The organism is Streptomyces sp. NPDC052079 (genome assembly GCF_040680275.1).
Classification (GTDB): Bacteria; Actinomycetota; Actinomycetes; order Streptomycetales; family Streptomycetaceae; genus Streptomyces.
This window is the reverse complement of sequence record NZ_JBFAWL010000004.1, coordinates 55,593-73,872: the sequence shown is the minus strand read 5'-3', so window position 1 is coordinate 73,872 and position 18,280 is coordinate 55,593. Positions and strand designations below refer to the sequence as shown.

Sequence of the window (18,280 nt, the reverse complement as noted above, 5' to 3'; positions counted from 1 at the left end):
CACGTCCCCTGACGCGGCGAGGGCCCGCGGCCACCTGGCTGCGGGCCCTTAGGGTCGCCGGTTGTGACGCATACTTCTGCAGGGATGCCGCCGCTGTGGCAGGACCGTCAGTTTGTCCTGCTCGCATCGGCGCGGATCATCTCGGTTCTGGGCAACGGTTTTGCGCGGGTGGCACTCGGGTTCGCCGTGCTCGGTCTACCTGGGGCTGGTCCGGGTCGGCTGTCGTTGGTGCTGGCCTGCCAGGCGTTGCCTCAACTGGTGTTCATCCTGGTGGGCGGGGTGATCGCAGACCGTATGTCCCGGGTCCGGCTGATGGCCCTTGCCGACTGGGTCGGGATGGCGGCCTATGGAGGTCTCGCGGCCATGGTCCTGACGGGTCGTGCTCCGCTGGTGGCGATGTGCGCGCTGGCTGTCGTCGCGGGCACGGCGACCGCCTTGTTCTCCCCCGCGATGGACGGTGTGCTGCCGCTGCTGGTGTCCAGCGAGCGGCTCCAGCAGGGCAATGCGCTGTTGCGGGTGGGCACCAACATGTCCCTGCTCCTCGGCCTCGCGTTGTCGGGTGTGACCGTGGCGCTGGTCGGAGCGGGCTGGGCGCTGGCGCTGAACGCGGTCTCCTTCGCGGTCAGCGCGGTCCTGGTACTGCGGCTGCGCGTGCCGGGGCGACCGCCGAAGACGTCGTCCGGCTGGACGGATCTGCGGGAGGGATGGCAGGAGTTCTCCTCCCGGCAGTGGCTGTGGTCCGTGGTCGCGCAGTACGCGATCGTGGTCGCCGCGTTGAACGCCAACGTCGGTGTCCTGGGCCCGCTGGTGGCCGAGGAGCACCTGGGCGGCGCACGTGCGTGGTCGGTCATCGTGACGGCCCAGGCTCTCGGCACCGTCGCGGGCGCGGGGCTGGCCGCACGGATCCGGGTGCGACGTCCGGTACTGGTGGCCGTCCTCTCCACGTTCCCGGCCGCCGTACCGATCGCCCTGCTGTCCGCACAGGCGCCGGTGTGGCTGATCGCCGCGGCCATGTTCTGCTCCGGCATCGCCTCGGACATCTTCGCCGTGCTCTGGACGACCACCATCCAGCGGGAGATCCCCGAGGAGGCCCTGTCCAGGGTCAGCTCCTACGAATGGTTCGGCTCGCTGGCCTTCGCGCCCCTTGGTCTCCTCGTCGCCGGTCCCGTTGCCGGCGCCGTCGGTGCCGAGAACGCCCTGGTCGGCTGCGCGCTCATGATCGTGCTGGCCACTGCCGCCGCACTGCTTTCCCCTTCGGTACGCCGTCTCCGGGCACCCGACAGCACCGAAGTCCGGACCGCGGACGGGTCACCGGCGGCTGTGGAGCAGGCCGGGTAGCGGACCAGCACGCTGATCAGCGCTCGCCGTCCCTCGACGGAACATCTGCGGTGGTCAGCGGGTGTACTCGCCGCCGCAGGGTGTGGGCCCCGGAACGGCGTTTCCAGTACGCGACGGTCAGCACGCCCAGCAGTGGCCCCCACAGGGTCAGGGGCGCGTAGCAGACGTAGAACCAGGCAGCTTCCCAGCCGTCGGCTTGACTGGGGTAGTCGGCCGGGAGGTCGCCACCTCGGATCGTCGTACCCCTGACCTGGGAGGCGATGAACAGAAGGGTGAACAGGAGGGTGAGGCTCGCGGCCCCGATGGTTGCCGGGAGGACGGCTGCCCTTCTCGGAACCCGGCGACCGCGAAGGAATGGGATCCAGCGCGGGAACACCTCACCCCAGCGGGCGATCAGACCGATCGCAGCGAACGCGAAGGCCTCGGACAGAACCGACAGGAAGACGATGTACATCCGTTCGGCGAGTCCGCGGCCGTCGCCGAACGCGGCCGGGAGCCGCCAGATACTGGAAGGAAGCACGACCAAGGGCACGGAGTAAGCCAGGAGTCGAATCCGTCGTGACACTCCGGCAACGGGTTCGTGGGCCGCTCGCCATGCGACGCGTAATCGTCCGGGGTGGACGGTAGTGGGTTCTTTGGTGTGCTGGACGAACTGCTGCATGGGCGGTCCTCGGCTTGGATGAACTGCGTTCGGTCCGTTCAGTAATGAAGGTCCCAGTCACCGGGGCTCCGAGCGTCACTCTGAGAGGTGATTCGGCTCCGTCTGACGGCCGACCAAGTGGTGCGACCGGAGGATGACCGCAGTGTGCGGCGGCGCGTCTGACGGCACGGACGGGTACGTGACCGTGGGCGCGGCGGCCGGACGGGGAGCCGCTCAGAAGGCGTCCGGTGAGTCCAGGCCGGTCAGGGCGCCGACGGGGTCGGGGTCGGGGGTGCCGCGGGGCCACCAGTCGTCGTGGCCGGGTTCGGACTCGTAGGCGTACCAGAGGTGGTCGCGCCCGAGGCGGAGCTGGACATGGCCCCGGGGGTGGGTGAGGTGGTTGCGCCAGGGGCGGAAGGCGGGGAGGTCGGCGGCGAGGAGGAGCGGGCGGGCGCGGTCGAAGCGGCCCGCCGGCGGGTCCCAGGGCTCCTCGAGGACGGCGAGGCCGGCCGGGCCGCCCTGGCGCCAGGCGGCTACCGCGCGGGCGAGTTCGGCGGGGGTGCGGCCGGCTGCCCGGGCGAGGGAGGAGTAGAGGGCGCGCGTCGCGGCGGTCAGGCCGGAGCCGGGGCGGGCGGCAGCGAGACGCACGGCGTCGTGCCACAGGGTGAGCCCGCCCACCGGGTCACGGCCGGTGGTGAGCAGGGCGTGCGCGCGGGCGGCGGCGTCGGTGGCCAACTGGTCCAGCGCGAACGGGTCCGGACCGCCGGGGGACGCGGGGTAGACGGGCGGCTGCTCCGGGTGCGGCGGTGGGGGCAACGGGGCTGGGAGCGGCGGGAGTTGGCCGCGTCGGGCGAAGGCGTCGGACGCCCGTACGCCGGGCAGGGGCTCCGGTTCCCTCTCCTGGGCGGCGCGGGCCGCGCGGGCCGCGCTCAGGCGGGACAGCGCGTCGATCACCTCGCGCTCACCGCGTCCGCGCAGCAGGAGCAGCACGAACGGGTCGGCGTCGAGCAGCCGCGCGGTCTGGTAGCAGAGGGCCGCCGCGTGCTTGCAGGGGTGGCCGGAGTCGGGGCAGCTGCATCGCGGGGCGAGGTCGCCGGGGGCGGGTAGCAGCGGGACTCCGCAGTCGGCGAGGGACCGGGGCATCTCCCCGTCGAGCAGGGCCGCGATGTGTCCGGGGCGGTCGGCGGCGGCGTCCAGGAACCGCTCCCAGTCGGCGTCCTCGAACGTCCGCAGCCGCACCTGCACGCGGTAGGGGCGTGGGCGGCTGCCCCGCACGTACGCCAGGACCAGTCCGGGCGTCACCGTGATGGCGTCGACATGTCCTTGCTCGGCGTATCCGCGTCCGCGTGCGAGCCGCGCGGGGTCCAGTGCGCCGCCTTCCAGCGCGGTGACCCACGCCCTCCCCCACCATGTCCCGGCAAAGTCCTCGCCCTCCGAGGCGCGGGGCGGGAACGCGGGGAAGGTGCGACGCAGGTCGCCGTCCCGGGCGGGGGCGGCCATGGACCGGGGTGCGGCGTGTGGGGTGTGCGACGCCGACGGCGGTACCCAACCGGCTGCGGTGCCCCGACCCCGCGCCGGGGCGCCGGACGGTGCGGCGGGGGCGTCTTGGCGGGGGCCCTCATCGGCGGGCAGCTCCCCATGGGGTCCGTCCGCGTCGGCGGGCGGCTCGCGACGGGGATCGTCCGCGTCGGCGGGCAGCTTGCGACGGGGATCGTCCGTACCGGCCGACGGCACCCGGCGAGGATCGACCGCGTGGGCGGGCGGCTCGCGATGGGGATCGTCTGTGTCGGCCGGCATCTGGAAGGCTTCGGTGAGCGCCGCGCGTACCTGGCGGGCCCGCTCGGCGGCGGCGCGGTCGCCGCGCGTGGTGCGGGGGACGCGGGGCGCGCCGCGGCGTCGCTCGGACCCGGTCTGCCCGTGCCGGTCGTCCTCGGCAGTGGTGCGGGCCCGTTCCGCTTCCGCACGGGCCGAGCGCAGAGCCTCCCGGGCTACGTCCCCGGGGCGGCGGGCCGTACCCGTGTCGTCGTCCGGGGCGGTGTCCGCCACGGGGGCAAGCCCGGCGGGGGGTTCGGTGCCCGGTGCCCCGCCGTGCGGCTCGTGCTGCTCTTCCTGGTGCGCCGACCCGGAAGGGGACTCTTCGTCGGTCCCCGCCACCTGCGGCACCGGTCGGTGGTCGGAGGGGCCGCTCAGGCCGTTCCGTGCGGCTGATGTGGGCTCCTCGCCGGGCGCCGCCGACGCTGCGCGGCGGGCGCGGACTGCGCGGCGGAGGGCCTCGCGGGCGGCGTCGCCCGGGCGGTGCGGATGATCGGCCGACTGCCGGTCGGCGGGGGCCGGGTGGTGCGGCTGATCGGCCGACTGCCGGTCGGCGGGGGCCGGGTGGTCCCGTGCCTCGCTGGTCGCCCGAGCGCGGGCGGCGCGCAGGGCCTCGCGTGCCTCGTCGGACGGGCGGGGTGTCATGCCGGCCTCCGCAGGGACACCAGGGCGGACAGGTCGCGGTCGGAGAGTTCGGTCAGGGCCGACTCGCCGGAGCCGAGGATGGCGTCGGCGAGGGCCCGCTTGGACTGCAGCATCTCGGCGATCCGGTCCTCGACCGTGCCCTCGGTGACGAGGCGGTGGACCTGGACGGGCTGGGTCTGGCCGATGCGGTAGGCGCGGTCGGTCGCCTGCTCCTCGACCGCCGGGTTCCACCAGCGGTCGAAGTGCACGACGTGGCCCGCGCGGGTGAGGTTCAGGCCGGTGCCGGCCGCCTTGAGGGAGAGCACCAGGACGGGGGTCGCGCCGCTCTGGAAGCGGTCCACCATGCGCTCCCGCTCCGGCACCGGCGTACCGCCGTGGAGGAGGTCGACCGGGACCGCGCGCCCGGCCAGGTGGGCGGTGATCAGGCGGGCCATCCCGACGTACTGCGTGAACACCAGGGCCGAGCCGTCCTCGGCGAGCAGGGTGTCGAGCAGTTCGTCCAGCAGGGCCAGCTTGCCCGAGCGGGCGGCGAGCCGGTCGCCTCCGGCCGGGGTGTGCTCCTCCTTCAGATACAGCGCCGGGTGGTCGCAGATCTGCTTGAGCGAGGTCAGCAGCTTCAGCACCAGTCCGCGGCGGCCCATGCCCTGCGCGGTCTCGATGGCGGTCATCGACTCGCGCACCACCGCCTCGTACAGCGCCGCCTGTTCGCGGGTGAGGGGAACGGGGTGGTCGGTCTCGGTCTTGGGCGGCAGTTCGGGGACGATGCCGGGGTCGGACTTCTTGCGCCGCAGGAGGAAGGGGCGGACCAGGCGGGCGAGGCGCTCGGCCGCCTCCTCGTCCTCGCCGGTCTCCACCGCGCGCGCGTGCCGGGCGCGGAAGGACTTCAGGGGGCCGAGGAGTCCCGGGGTCGTCCAGTCGAGCAGGGCCCACAGTTCGGAGAGGTTGTTCTCCACGGGTGTACCGGTGAGGGCCACGCGGGCGGGGGCCGGGATGGTACGCAGTGCCTTGGCCGTCGCGGAGTGGGGGTTCTTGACGTGCTGGGCCTCGTCGGCCACGACCATGCCCCACCGGTGTCCGGCGAGGTCCGGCGTGGCGGAGCGCATGGTGCCGTAGGTGGTGAGGACGAAGCCGCCGTCCAGGCCGTCCAGGGTGCGGTCGGGACCGTGGAAGCGGCGGACGGGGACGCCGGGTGCGAACCGGGTGATCTCGCGCTGCCAGTTGCCGAGCAGCGAGGCCGGGCAGACCACCAGGGTCGGTTCGCGGCGGGCCCGTTTCAGGTGCAGGGCGATGAGGGTGATCGTCTTGCCGAGGCCCATGTCGTCGGCGAGGCAGCCGCCGAGGCCCAGGGACGTCATGAGGTCGAGCCAGGCCAGGCCGCGGAGCTGGTAGTCGCGCAGGGTGGCGTCCAGGCCGGGTGGTGGTGCGGCAGGCCGCACGCCGGCGGTCAGGCGGTCGCGGAGGGCGGCCAGGGCTCCGGCTGGGACCGCCTCGACGGTCTCTCCGTCGACCTCCGCATGGCCGGTGAGGGCGACGGACAGCGCGTCGACCGGGTCGAGCAGTCCCAGGTCGCGCTTGCGGGCCTTGCGGACGAGGGCCGGGTCGACCAGCACCCACTGGTCGCGCAGGCGGACGACGGGGCGGTGGGCCTCGGCCAGGGCGTCCATCTCCGCCTCGGTGAGCGGATCGCCGCCGAGGGCGAGCTGCCAGCCGAACCGCAACAGGTCCTCGGTCTCGAAGAAGCCCGTGCCGTCGGTGGCCGAGCCGGGGGCCGGGCGGACCACCGCGGTGGCGGTCAGGTCCTGGGCGAGGTCCCGGGGCCAGTGCACGGCGACGCCGGCCGCGGCGAGCCGGGTGGCCGCCACGCCGAGCAGATCGCCCAGTTCGTCCTCGGACAGGGCCAGCACATCGGGTACGTCCTGGTCGGAGAGCCGGTCGAGCGGCGCCCAGACGCGCGCCGCGCGGCGTACGGCGAGGGCGGCGTCCACCCGCGCGCGGGGGCCGAAGGCGCTGTCCGCCTCGCCTGCCCACAGGGCGGCCGCGTCGGCCACCAGGGTCGGGTCGGCGAGGCTGTGCACCTGCACGATCGCCGCGCCCGCGCTCCGCGCACCGCCCCCGTCCCGGCCACCGTCCGCGCCTGAGCCCGCGCCCGGGTCGAAGAGATCGTAGGCGGACAGGTCCAGGCGGAGGGAGATCCGTACCCCGGCGTCCATGCCGGCGGCGACCTCGGCGGCCCAGTCGTGGGCGTCGGGCAGCCGCTGGGCCCGGCGGGCGGCGAACGGCGGTCCCGCGGCGTACGGCGCGGCCGGTGTTCGGGGCAGGGTGTCGGCGACCGCGTCGAGGAAGGCGCGCACGAGGGCCTCGGGCCGGGGCAGCCGGAGCGGGCCGGTGCCGGAGAGGGGCACGGCGTGGCCTTCGGGGGGCAGGGCGGCGGCCACCGCGCGCAGATGCGCCACGTCGTCCGGTTCGAGCGGGCCGGCGCGCCAGGCGTCGTGGCCGGCCGCGGTCAGTCCGGGGAGCAGCCGGCCGCGGGCGGTGAGTCGCAGCGCGTGCAGGGCGGCGGCGCCCCAGCAGGCGGTGGCGGGGTGGGCGGCGGGGTCGTGCCGGGCGCGGACCAGCAGCGGCAGGGCTTCGTCGACGGGGAGGGTGAGGGCGGGGACCGTCCGCCGCCGTACCCCGGTGCCGTGCGGGCGGACGACGGTGAGGTCGGTACGTCGCGCGGGTTCGGGGGCGTCGGGCCTCTCGTCGGGGTCAGGGGCGTCGGGCCCGTCGGGGCCGCCCTCGGGGTCGTAGAAGGCGATGCGTCCGTCGCGCGGGAGGGGTGCGGGCAGGAAGACGGCCGCGAACCGCGCGGGGAGGTCGGCGGGCGCCCGGCCGGGCTCGGGCGTGTCCCGCCCGGCCGTCATGGCGTGCTCACTCATACGCCTTGTCACCTCCTCCCCCGCGTGCCGGATCAGTCGTCTCCGACTCTACGGGCGGGGTCCGACAATCGGCCCTGGGCCGCCGGGCGTGAGGGCCGGGGCCCGGAGGTCAGGGCACGGTGCGGGAGACGACGTACACCCTCGGGTATCCCGGCTTGTCGTGGTTGACGACGACCTCGCGCGTGGGCGCCGGGTCCTTCTGCACGTGGACCAGGCCCGACCAGGTGCCGGGTCCGTCGAAGGTCCAGCCGGTGATCTCCCGGTCGCGGTCGTTGATGGGGAGGTCGTCCCGCTTCAGCTCGCTCTCCTGTACGCCCATGCCGGCGAGGAAGGCGCTCAGTCCCGCGTCGGTGGTCTCGAACTCGACGTACAAACGGCTGGTCTTCCAGTTGTTGGTCTCGTACGAGGCCACCCACCAGGCCGGGTGCGGGAGGGGCACCTGGTAGAGGCGGCGCTGGAGCCTCGACGGCCAGCCCTCGGTGAGGCCGGTCGCGGAGTACCTGGCCTCCTTGTCCTTGCCGCTGGCCCGGCTCTGCGCCGCCGAGATCATCAGGTAGCCGGCGGGGACGCCGATGAGCAGCACGATGATCAGCAGGGTGAGTGCCCTGCGGCGGACCATGTGGCGCCGGTCCTCGGCCGGGTGGGGCTCGCCCGGGACGTTCGACTGCTGGGGCAACTCCGCGGTCACAGGGACTCCCGGGTGGTACGGAGGCTCTCCGCGTACCGCTCGTAGCGCTCGTACCGCTCGACCCGGCGGCGCTTGGCCCGGCGGAAGCGGCGGGCGACGAGACGGGCGAGGTCGGCGGCACCGACCATGCCGGCCTCGGGGCCGAGCTGGGCGCGGACGATCCGGGCCTCGGGGCGGTAGCCGCGGCCGGTGAGGTGGCGCTTGAACGCGTCCCGCGCGGGGCCGATCAGCAGATCGTCGGCGGCGGAGACGCCCCCGCCTACGACGAAGCAGGAGGGGTCGAGGGCGGCGGCGAGGTTGGCGATTCCCACGCCGAGCCACTGGCCGATGTCCTGGAGCAGCTCGATGCACATGGCGTCGCCGTCACGGGCCAGCTCGGTGATCATCGGGCCGCTGATGTCCGCGATGTTGCCCTTGACGTGCTCGATGATGCCGTAGGCGACCGGCGAGTCGGCGGCGGCCAGCTCGCGCGCCTCGCGGACCAGCGCGTTGCCGGAGCTGTACTGCTCCCAGCAGCCGCGGTTGCCGCAGGGGCAGCGGTGGCCGCCCGGGACGACCTGCATATGGCCGAACTCGCCGGCCACTCCGTACTTGCCGCGCTTGACCTGCCCGTCCTCCAGGATCGCGCCGCCGATGCCGGTGCCCAGGGTGATCATCACCAGGTGGTCCTCGCCGCGTCCGGCGCCGAAGCGCCACTCGGCCCAGGCGGCGGAGTTGGCGTCGTTGTCGACGAGGACCGGGACGGCGAGGCGGTCGGCGAGGCGGTCCCGCAGCGGCTCGTTGCGCCAGGACAGGTGGGGGGCGAACAGCACGCGGTTGCGGTCGGCGTCGACCCAGCCGGCGGCGCCGATGCCGACGGCGTGCACGTCGTGCCGGTCGGAGAGGTCCAGCACCAGCTCGACGATCGTGTCCTCGACGACTTTCGGGCTCTTGGACTTGTCCGGGGTCTCCGTGCGGAGCCGCTCCAGGATGTTGCCGTCGGCGTCCACGACGCCCGCCATGACCTTGGTGCCGCCGATGTCGATGCCCACCGTGGGGACGCGGGGCGCCGTCAGGAGGGAGCGGCGCTCCCGGGTGCCGACGGTTCTCAGGACCGGGGCGCGGCGGGAGCCGATGGGGGCGGTGAAGTCGCGGTAGGTGCTCATCGTGTGCGATTCTGCCGCACCGGTGCGCCGATTGCGGTATGGGGCAGGTGGGGGACGGGGAGCGGCCGCTCCACCTCCGGTCACCGGTCGCATTGTCCGGACATTGCGACGTGCGTGGGGCTACGGCCGTACGAGCAGCTGGAACTCGAAGGAGTAGCGCGAGGGCCGGTAGGTGTGGGTGCCGAACTCCACCGCGCGGCCCGTGTCGTCGAACGTGACGCGCTGCATGGTGAGCAGCGGGGCGCCGGTCTGCTCCCCCAGCCGCTCGGCCTCGGCGGCGGTGGCGGCCCGGGCGCCGATGGTCTGCCGGGCGCTGTGCAGGGTGATCCCGGCGGCCCGCATCAGCCGGTACAGGCCGGTGGCCTCGAGCTGTGCGGTGTCCAGGTCGAGCAGTCCGGTCGGCAGGTAGTTGCACAGGTACGCCATCGGCTCCCCGTGGGCGAGCCGCAGCCGTTCGATGCGGTGCGCCTCACTGTCCTCGGGCACGCCGAGCGCCGCCGCCACCTCGGCGGACGCGGCGACGACGGTGTTGACCAGCACCTTGGTGGTGGGGCGCTGGCCGGCCGACTCCAGGTCGTCGTAGAGGCTGCTGAGTTCCAGCGGGCGCTTGACCTGGCTGTGCACCACCTGGGTACCGACCCCTCGCCGCCGCACCAGCAGGCCCTTGTCGACGAGCGACTGAATGGCCTGGCGGACGGTGGGCCGGGACAGACCGAGCCGCGCGGCGAGCTCGATCTCGTTGCCCAGCAGGGTGCCGGGGGTCAGCGCGCCGTGCTCGATCGCGGACTCCAGCTGCTGGGACAGCTGGAAGTACAACGGCACGGGGGAGCCGCGGTCGACGCTCAACTCCAGTTGTACGGTCGGGTCCACTTCTGGTTTCGGCACGGCCCGAGCGTAGTCCCGTGGGCTGTTGACGGGAAGTTGTGTAGTTCGGTTGTCCGGACATGCGCATTGACAGGGAGCGATGCGGGGCCCACTTTGTTTCCATGCGCATCGGGGTCATCGGTACGGGCCGTCTCGGCACCATTCACGCTCACACACTCAGCAAGCACCGGGACGTCGGTTCCCTGATCCTCACGGACGTGGATCCGGCGCGGGCGCAGGCCCTCGCCCACCGGCTCGGGGAGACGGCGGCACCGGGGGTGGACGAGATCTACACCTGGGGAGTCGACGCCGTGGTGATCACGGCGGCCACGTCCGCCCACGCCGATCTGATCGGCCGGGCGGCACGCGCGGGGCTGCCGGTGTTCTGCGAGAAGCCCATCGCCCTGGACCTGGCCGGCACGTTACAGGCGATCACGGAGGTCGAGACCGCCGGGACCGTGCTGCAGATGGGCTTCCAGCGCCGCTTCGACGCCGGTTACACGGGTGCGCGGGAGGCGGTGCGCTCGGGCCGGCTGGGGCGGCTGCACACCGTACGGACGATGGCCGGCGACGCGGAGCCGCCGCCCGCCGGGTATCTGCCGCAGTCCGGCGGTCTGTACCGGGACACCCTGATCCACGACTTCGACATCCTGCGCTGGGTGACCGGCCGGGAGATCACGGAGGTCTACGCGGCCGGGTCCGACGCCGGCCCCGCCATGTTCCGCGAGGCGGGCGACGTCGACACCGGTGCGGCGCTGCTCACCCTCGACGACGGCACGCTCGCCGCGGTCACCGCGACCCGGCTGAACGGCGCCGGCTACGACGTGCGCATGGAGCTCGCCGGGGAGCGGGACCAGATCGTCGTCGGCCTGGACGACCGCACGCCGATCGCGTCCACCGAGCCGACCGGGCCACCGGCCGCCGACAAGCCGTGGACGGGGTTCCTGGAGCGGTTCGGGCCCGCGTACGAGGCGGAGCTGATCGCGTTCGTCGAGGTGGTCCTGGGCGAACGGGCCAATCCATGTGACGGGCGGGAGGCGCTCCAGGCGCTGCTGGTCGCGGAGGCGTGCGAGCTGTCGCGGCGGGAGCACAGACCGGTCCGCCCGAGCGAACTGCTGAGCGGGTCGGCGGCGGCGTTGGCCTGACGAGGCGGGCGGGCGGGGCGACGCCTGACGTGCGGGCCGGGCGGGGCGGCCGGGTCAGGGCGACGGGACCGGCGCGACCGTGCCCTGCGCGACCGCGCACAGCATCGCCACGCGGACCACGGCATCGCGCCGGCCGGCGTGCGCGACCTCCGCGCGGGCGCGCAGGGTGCGGCCGTCCCTCACCTTCGCCGCCGGCGCCGTTCTCGGCACGGACGTGCTGACCGGAGGCTTCTCCGTCCAGTACCTGCGCCACGGAGGTGTGGCGCAGTGAGCAGCGCTTCCTTCTGAGAGCGACGCTCGCTTCCTAGAGTCGTGCTTCTCTTCGCGAGCGGTGCTCTTCTCTGAGGTTGGCGCTCTTCTTTGGGATTGGCGCTCACCTTCGAGAGCGGTGCTCCCTTCGAGAGCGGCGCTTTCGCCCGCTGCGGCCCCAGGAGTCTGCTGAGAGCTGGCTCTCCACGGCCTACCTGCCGGTGTCGAGTGCGGGGGCCGGGGGCGGGGACGGGGACATGGAACGTGGCTCCTCAGGGGCGGACGGGTGACCGGTCGGGGGTTAGGGCCGGTCGGTCTCCTCCAGCACGCCGGCGCCGTGGGCGACCGGTCGGAGATCAGGGCCCGTCGGTCACCTCCAACAGGCCCGCGTCGTAGGCGACCGGTCGCGGATCAAGGCCCCTCGGACTCCCCAGCAGGCCCGCGTCCTGGGCGACCGGTCGCGGATCAAGCCCCCTCGGACTCCCCAGCAGGCCCGCGTCGTAGGCGACCGGTCGCGGATCAAGCCCCCTCGGACTCCCCAGCAGGCCCGCGTCGTAGGCGACCGGTCACGGATCAGGGCCCCTCGGACTCCTCCAGCAAGCCTGCGTCGTGGGCGAGGAGGGCGATCTGTACGCGGTTGTTCAGGGCGAGCTTGGCCAGGATTCGGGAGACGTGGCTCTTCACCGTGGCCACGCTCATGTAGAGCTCCGCGGCGATCTCGGCGTTGGCCAGGCCCCGGCCGACGGCGACGGCGACCTCGCGTTCGCGGTCGTTGAGGTCCTCGATGCGCGCACGCGCGCGGGTGCGCCGCAGGTCGGTTCCGGTGCCGGCGGCGTGGGCCATCAGCTGCCGGGTGACCGTGGGCGACAGCACCGGGTCACCGGCCGCGACCCGGCGCACCGCGGCGAGGATCTCGGCGGGCGGGGTGTCCTTGAGCACGAAGCCGGCGGCGCCCGCGCGGAGCGCCCGCAGCACCTGCTCGTCCGCGTGGAAGGTGGTGAGCAGCACGACCTGCGGGGCGTCCTCGCGCCGGCGCAGCGCCTCCGTCGCGGTGAGACCGTCCACTGTCGGCATCCGGATGTCCATGAGGACGACGTCCGGGCGGGTCCGGTCGACGAGTGTCTCGACCTCGCCGCCGTCGGCCGCCTCGCCGACGATCTCGATGTCGTCGGCGCCGCCCATCATGAAGGACAGCCCGGCCCGTACCAGCGGGTCGTCGTCGACGAGGAGCAGTCTGATGGCAGTCATGTGCGGTACGTAATCACGGCCGGGCGGGGCGGCGACACACGGACGGTGCGATCCACCGGGACCTGTTCACGCCCACGGCAGCCTCGCCCGTACCTCGAACCCGCCGTCGGGGGTGGGTCCGTGCCGCAGGGTACCGCCGGCCAGGGTGGCGCGCTCGGTGAGCCCGATCAGGCCCTGCCCGGCGCCGGGAACGTGCGGTACGCCGCCCTCCGGGGCGGGATTGCGGACGGTCACGGCGAGGCCGCCCCCCGGCCCGCCGGTGACCGTCACGGTGACCTCCGTGCCGGGTGCGTGCTTACGGGCGTTGGTCAGGCACTCCTGGGCGATCCGGTAGGCGGTGCGGCCTACGGAGGCCGGGACGGCGGCCGGTTCGGTGACCCGCTGGTCGAGGATGACCTTCATGCCGGCCCCCCGGGACTCGGCGACCAGGGTGTCGAGGGCCGCGAGCGTCGGCTGCGGCCGGCCCGCGTCGTCGGAGTCGCCGGCCCGCAGCACCCCGATGATCTCCCGCAGGTCCTGCAGCACCTCGTGCGCGCTCTCCCGGATCACCCCCGCCGCCCGTGCGATCTGCTCACGCGGTGCGTCGGGCCGGAACTCCAGCGCGCCCGCGTGCACGCTCAGCAGCGTCAGCCGGTGCGCGAGCACGTCGTGCATCTCCCGCGCGATGGCCTCCCGCGCCAGCCGCTGCGCCTGTTCGGCACGCAGCCGTGCCTCCGTCTCGGCCCGCCGGGCCCGGTCCCTGAGGCTCAGCATGAGCTGCCGTTTGGACCGGACGAACATGCCCCAGCCGACGACGGCGGCCGTCAGCACCACGAACAGAATGAGCGCGGCGAGGTACGGCAGGTCCGGGTCGGGACGCCACCAGAGGTAGAGCGGCACCAGCACCATGTGGGCACCGGCCACCCAGGCCACGTACCGGAAGGGCCGGTGCACGGCGAGCGTGAACAGGGCGATCATGGCGACTCCGCCGGAGGTCTCCGAGACGAAGCTGACCGGAACCATGCCCGCGGCCAGACCGAACGGCCACCGCCGGCGCAGCCAGACCGCGGCGCAGGCGAGCGCCCCGATCACCTGGTCGGTCAGGGCCAGCGGCTCCGGGACGGAGGCGTTGCCGGCGAGGGTTTCGGCACCCGCCAGACCCACCAGGGCGGCCAGCACGAAGCAGGCGAAGTCGACGACCCAGTCGCGCGCGGTACGGCGGGGACGCCGGCCGGAGCGGTGCGCGTCGGGGTCGAGTTGGTGGATGACGGCGGACGGGAAGAACCATCGGGGCCCCGTGAACACCGGGGCGGTCTGCGCCGCCTTGTCACCAGTCACGGTCGACAAATCTACGCAGGGGTCGGCTGGCGCAGCGCGTCGCGGGACGGATGGGATACCTAAGTCGCGGCACCGCAGACTTTTGGCGCTTCGGCCGGCCGGGATTACGGTCCTCCGTCGGGCCGGGCTGCGCCCCTCGGCCGATGCGGGCGAACGGTGTGCGGGGCGAGAGTCGGTGGCATGAAGCAGACGCTGGAAGTGCTGGGGTTCCTCGCCGGGGTGCAGGGTGTGGCGGGTCTGGTGAGTGAGTTCGCCGGCTGGGACTGGGGGCTCGTCCACCGGTTCGGGTTCCTCGACGGTTACGAGCTTTTCGCGAGCATCGCCCTGCTGGTGCTGTGCGGCGCCCTGTTCGCGGCGGCGGAGAGCCGGAACGCCGGCTGACGACCCGGGGTCGCCGGGGGTGTGCGGGCGTGTGCGGGCGATGAGGGCCGTACGACGCCCCCCGTCCCGCTCCCCTCAGTACCGCTCCCCGGCTCCCCGCACCACCGCGACCGGGCAGTGCGCGTGGTGCAGCAGGGCCTGACTGACCGAGCCCAGGAGGAGCCCGGCGAAGCCGCCCCGTCCCCGGGCGCCGACGACGACGAGCTGGGCGGACCGGCTCGCCTCGATCAGTACCTCGCGCGCGCCGCCTCGCACCGTCCGCTGCTCGACCACCACGTCCGGGTGGCGGTCCCGGTGGCCGGCCAGGGCCTCGGAGAGCAGACGCTGCTCCTCCTCGGCGAGGGCTCCCGGCTCGTACGCGTACGGCTCCGACGGGTCCTGCGGCGGGGGCAGCGGCGCGTTCCACGGGGTCCAGGTGTGCAGTGCCACCAGCGGCGCCTTGCGCAGGGCGGCCTCGGCGAAGGCGAACTCCACGGCCTTGCGTCCGGCGGCCGAGCCGTCGACGCCCAGCACGATCGGGCCCTCGGTCGCCGGCTGCTCGCGCACCACCAGGACGGGACAGCGGCCGTGGGCCACCAGATGCACCGCCGTCGACCCCACCAGCAGGCCGACGAACCCGCCCATGCCCCGGGAGCCGACCACCACCAGGTCGGCGCCGCGCGACTGCGCCTCCAGAACGGTCAGCGGCTCACCGGTCAGCACGACCTGGTCGATCTTCACCTCGGGGGCCGCCGCTCGGGCCCGCTCGACCGCCTCGCTCATGAAGCGGTCGACGAGGTTGCGCAGCCCGCTTTCCGGCGGGCCGATCGTCGACGGGGCCATGGGCACGTGCATGGCGGGCCAGAGGAATGCGTGCACCACGCGCAGGCCCGCTCCCCGCAATGCCGCCTCCCGCGCGGCGGCCTCCGCTGCGGTGAGCCCTGACGCCGAACCGTCTACGCCCACGACCACGAGACCGTTCACCATACCTCCTCATGCGCTGGGGTCCGGTTTCTTACGTTCAGGATCCCCCGGACGCGCTTGCCTGTCCTGGGCCCGTCGGGCCGTGGTGAGGGGCCGAACGGGCCGGTCCGCGAGGCGGGATGGGTGACAGGTGCCCCCCGTGTACCGCGGCTGGCGTTGTGGCCGCCGTACGAGGTTGCTCTGCCGGCGTTGCCGGGTGCCGCTGCGCCCACCCGTGCCGCCCCAGCGGCACGACTGCCCGCAGCTGCGGCGGCGTGGGCTGCTCGCATCTGCGGCGGCACGAACTGCTCACAGCTGCGGTGGCAGGGGCTGCACGCAGCTGCGGCGGCACGACTGCACGCAGCTGCGGCGGCACGGCGGCACGGCGGCGCGATCGCTCGCGTTTACTGCTCGTCCGTCAGGGAGCCGTGGAGTCTTAGGCGGGAGATGCCGCCGTCTGGGTAGATGTCGATGCGGGCGTGGGTGGCGAGGGCGGGGGTGGGGAGGATGAAGCGGTGGTTGGTGTCGGGTTGGAGGGGGGTGCGGGGGAGGATTTCGCGCCAGTCGGCGTTGTCTCCGTCCTTCACCGACACCGATGCCCAGCCGGCGCTGTTGCCCTTCAGGTATGCCGTGTCGATCTCCACGGCGCGGATCCGCGCCCGCCCCACCAGCCGGTAGCGGATCCAGTCGTGGCCGCGGTCGCGGCGGCGCCGGGTCTCCCAGCCGTCGTCCATCTTGCGGGAGCGGCCCGGCGCGATGGTGTTGGTGGCCGGTGAGTAGAAGCGGTCGGAGGCGTCCTCCACCCGGCCACCGTTCTCCAGGGCGACGACGTCGAAGGTGCCGAGCGCGGCCAGCCACGCCGGGTCCGGGACGACCTCGCCGTACACGCGCAGCCGGGCGATACCGCCGTCGGGGTGCTGCTTGAGGCGCAGATGGGTGAAGCGCTCGTCGGACGTCACGGCGAAACCGTTGGCCGCGTGGCCGCCGACCGGGGTGCGCGGCACCAGCGTCGTCCACTTCACGTCGTCCGCGAGCAGCTCCTCCGGTGACGGGGCGCCCTCCACACAGGTGCCCTCGACGGACACGGCCTGCGGGTAGTTGCCGCGGAAGTGGGCGGTGTCGACGACGATGCCGCGGACGATGCCGGGCGCGCCGAGCCGGATCAGCGCCCAGTCGTGGTCCTCGGCCGTCGGCCAGGGGTCCCCGGCGGAGGCGCCGCGGCGCCGCCGGGTCTCCCAGCCGTCCATGATCTTGCCCTTGTGCCCGAAGTGCTCGGGGTCGAACTCGGCGCGCCCGGGCAGCAGGAGGTTCTCACGCTGGGCGAAGAACTCGTCGTTGGCGGCGATGACACCGGCACCGAGCCGGCGGTCGGCGAGGTCGGCGTGGTGGGTGAAGGGGAAGTCGGCGGTGCGGTAGTCCGCGTACGGGTCGCCTCCGCTGTAGGGGTGTGCGTCGCCGGTGAAGCGCTCGATCGCCGTCACGGTGATCCGGTCCTGCCTTTCGGGTGTCAGTGGGTACGGGTGAGCAGTCGGCCCTTCGGTTCGGTGAACTCGCCGTCGGCCATGATGCGCCGGCCGCGCAGCCAGGTGGACCGGACGACGCCGTGAAGGGTGCGGCCCGCGTACGCCGTCACGCGGTTGCGGTGCTGGAGCGCCGCCGGGTCGACGGTGAAGGTCTCGTCGGGGGCGAGGACGGCGAAGTCGGCGTCGCGGCCGGGCGCGATGGCGCCCTTGCGCGCGTCGAGACCGGCCAGCCGGGCCGTTCGCGTCGACATCCAGCGCACCACGTCGTCCAGGCCGTGGCCGCGTCTGCGGGCCTCGGTCCAGACGGCCGGGAGGCTGAGCTGGAGGCCGGAGATGCCGCCCCAGGCGGTGGAGAAGTCGTCCGTCTTGAGGTCGGCGGTGGACGGGGAGTGGTCGGTGACGACGCAGTCGATGGTGCCGTCCGCCAGGGCCTGCCAGAGCAGGTCCTGGTTGGCGGCCTCGCGGATGGGCGGGCAGCACTTGAACTCGCTGGCGCCGTCCGGGACTTCTTCCGCGGTGAGGGTGAGGTAGTGGGGGCAGGTCTCGACCGTGACCCGGACGCCGTCGGCCTTGGCCGCGGCGATCACGGGCAGCGCGTCGCTGGAGGAGAGGTGCAGGACGTGCACCCGCGCGCCCAGTCGTTTCGCCTGGTCGACGAGGTGGGCGATCGCGGTGTCCTCGGCGTCGCGGGGCCTGGAGGCGAGGAAGTCGGCGTATCGGGGGCCGCCGTGCTGCGGGGCGGCGGCGAGGTGGTGCGGGTCCTCGGCGTGCACGATCAGCAGGCCGTCGAAGGCGGCGATCTCCGCGAGGGAGCGGGCCAGTTGTTCCTGGCCGAGGTGCGGGAACTCGTCCACGCCGGAGGGCGACAGGAAGGCCTTGAAGCCGAAGACACCGGCCTCGTGCAGCGGACGCAGGTCCTTGACGTTGTCCGGCAGGGCACCGCCCCAGAAGCCGACGTCGATATGGGCCTGGTCGGCGGCGACGCGCTGTTTGGTGCGCAGGTGGCCGACGGTGGTGGTCGGCGGGAGGGAGTTGAGCGGCATGTCGATCAGGGTGGTGATGCCGCCGGCCGCCGCCGCGCGGGTGGCGGTCCAGAAGCCCTCCCACTCGGTGCGCCCGGGGTCGTTGACATGCACGTGGGTGTCGACGAGGCCGGGCAGCAGGACGTCGTCGCCGAGGTCTTCGAGGCGGGCGCCGCCGGGGACGGGTGCCTCGTACGGCTGTACGGCCGTGATGGTGCCGTCGGTGACCGCGACGGACGCGGCGCGCGTTCCCTCGGGAGTGATGACGCGCGTCGAGCGCAGCACCAGTTCGGCGTCGGACACCCGGGGTCCTCCTGACTTCCACCTGACGGAATTCAACGTTCTGTTGAAGGAGTCTTCCCTTCGGTCTCCGCCCCGTCAAGGGCACATATCGAGGGCACAC

At 73.7% G+C, this 18,280-nt stretch carries 15 protein-coding genes; 3 read left to right on the top strand and 12 right to left on the bottom strand.

Annotated elements, in window-relative coordinates:
- The first annotated feature begins 63 nt into the window (after positions 1-63).
- Complete coding sequence (locus tag AB0L56_RS09600) at positions 64-1,338, top strand: MFS transporter (RefSeq protein WP_365420882.1); 1,275 nt, start codon at positions 64-66, stop codon at positions 1,336-1,338.
- A gap of 16 nt (positions 1,339-1,354) precedes the next feature.
- On the opposite strand, the gene AB0L56_RS09595 is transcribed toward AB0L56_RS09600, so the two are convergent.
- The 6 genes from AB0L56_RS09595 to AB0L56_RS09570 form a co-directional block, all read right to left on the bottom strand.
- Positions 1,355-1,999 carry a hypothetical protein gene (locus AB0L56_RS09595; RefSeq protein ID WP_365420879.1) on the bottom strand — a complete coding sequence of 215 codons (645 nt, stop codon included), beginning with the start codon at positions 1,997-1,999 and terminating at the stop codon, positions 1,355-1,357.
- 213 nt (positions 2,000-2,212) lie between these two features.
- Positions 2,213-4,435, bottom strand: coding sequence for an SWIM zinc finger family protein (locus AB0L56_RS09590; RefSeq protein WP_365420876.1), 2,223 nt, complete (start codon positions 4,433-4,435; stop codon positions 2,213-2,215).
- On the bottom strand, positions 4,432-7,353 hold the full coding sequence (locus AB0L56_RS09585) for a DEAD/DEAH box helicase (RefSeq protein WP_365420873.1): 2,922 nt from the start codon (positions 7,351-7,353) through the stop codon (positions 4,432-4,434). Before AB0L56_RS09585 ends, AB0L56_RS09590 begins: the two co-directional genes overlap by 4 nt.
- A gap of 109 nt (positions 7,354-7,462) precedes the next feature.
- Complete coding sequence (locus AB0L56_RS09580; protein WP_365420871.1) at positions 7,463-8,041, bottom strand: sugar kinase; 579 nt, start codon at positions 8,039-8,041, stop codon at positions 7,463-7,465.
- Positions 8,038-9,186, bottom strand: a complete 1,149-nt coding sequence (locus AB0L56_RS09575) for an ROK family glucokinase (protein WP_361036725.1) — start codon at positions 9,184-9,186, stop codon at positions 8,038-8,040. Before AB0L56_RS09575 ends, AB0L56_RS09580 begins: the two co-directional genes overlap by 4 nt.
- A gap of 120 nt (positions 9,187-9,306) precedes the next feature.
- Positions 9,307-10,056, bottom strand: coding sequence for a GntR family transcriptional regulator (locus tag AB0L56_RS09570; RefSeq protein WP_361036739.1), 750 nt, complete (start codon positions 10,054-10,056; stop codon positions 9,307-9,309).
- A 116-nt stretch (positions 10,057-10,172) separates the two neighbouring features.
- Between AB0L56_RS09570 and AB0L56_RS09565 the strand changes: the two genes are divergently transcribed.
- Positions 10,173-11,195 (top strand): Gfo/Idh/MocA family oxidoreductase, encoded by a 1,023-nt coding sequence (locus tag AB0L56_RS09565; protein ID WP_365420867.1) that lies wholly within the window; start codon positions 10,173-10,175, stop codon positions 11,193-11,195.
- A gap of 54 nt (positions 11,196-11,249) precedes the next feature.
- Here AB0L56_RS09565 and AB0L56_RS09560 read toward each other — a convergent pair whose 3' ends face one another.
- The 3 genes from AB0L56_RS09560 to AB0L56_RS09550 all read right to left on the bottom strand — a co-directional run bounded on the left by AB0L56_RS09560 (position 11,250) and on the right by AB0L56_RS09550 (position 14,009).
- Positions 11,250-11,405, bottom strand: a complete 156-nt coding sequence (locus AB0L56_RS09560; protein ID WP_365420864.1) for a hypothetical protein — start codon at positions 11,403-11,405, stop codon at positions 11,250-11,252.
- A 612-nt stretch (positions 11,406-12,017) separates the two neighbouring features.
- Entirely contained in the window at positions 12,018-12,692 is a 675-nt protein-coding gene (locus tag AB0L56_RS09555) for a response regulator transcription factor (RefSeq protein WP_365420861.1), read from the bottom strand.
- Between the two features lie 66 nt (positions 12,693-12,758).
- Positions 12,759-14,009, bottom strand: a complete 1,251-nt coding sequence (locus AB0L56_RS09550; RefSeq protein WP_365420858.1) for a histidine kinase — start codon at positions 14,007-14,009, stop codon at positions 12,759-12,761.
- Between the two features lie 180 nt (positions 14,010-14,189).
- Between AB0L56_RS09550 and AB0L56_RS09545 the strand changes: the two genes are divergently transcribed.
- Positions 14,190-14,390, top strand: a complete 201-nt coding sequence (locus AB0L56_RS09545; protein WP_361036721.1) for a hypothetical protein — start codon at positions 14,190-14,192, stop codon at positions 14,388-14,390.
- A gap of 75 nt (positions 14,391-14,465) precedes the next feature.
- On the opposite strand, the gene AB0L56_RS09540 is transcribed toward AB0L56_RS09545, so the two are convergent.
- The 3 genes from AB0L56_RS09540 to allB all read right to left on the bottom strand — a co-directional run bounded on the left by AB0L56_RS09540 (position 14,466) and on the right by allB (position 18,180).
- On the bottom strand, positions 14,466-15,353 hold the full coding sequence (locus AB0L56_RS09540; RefSeq protein WP_365421399.1) for a universal stress protein: 888 nt from the start codon (positions 15,351-15,353) through the stop codon (positions 14,466-14,468).
- 383 nt (positions 15,354-15,736) lie between these two features.
- Positions 15,737-16,813, bottom strand: a complete 1,077-nt coding sequence (gene alc, locus AB0L56_RS09535; protein WP_365420855.1) for an allantoicase — start codon at positions 16,811-16,813, stop codon at positions 15,737-15,739.
- Between the two features lie 26 nt (positions 16,814-16,839).
- On the bottom strand, positions 16,840-18,180 hold the full coding sequence (gene allB, locus AB0L56_RS09530) for an allantoinase AllB (protein WP_365420852.1): 1,341 nt from the start codon (positions 18,178-18,180) through the stop codon (positions 16,840-16,842).
- Positions 18,181-18,280: the final 100 nt, after the last annotated feature.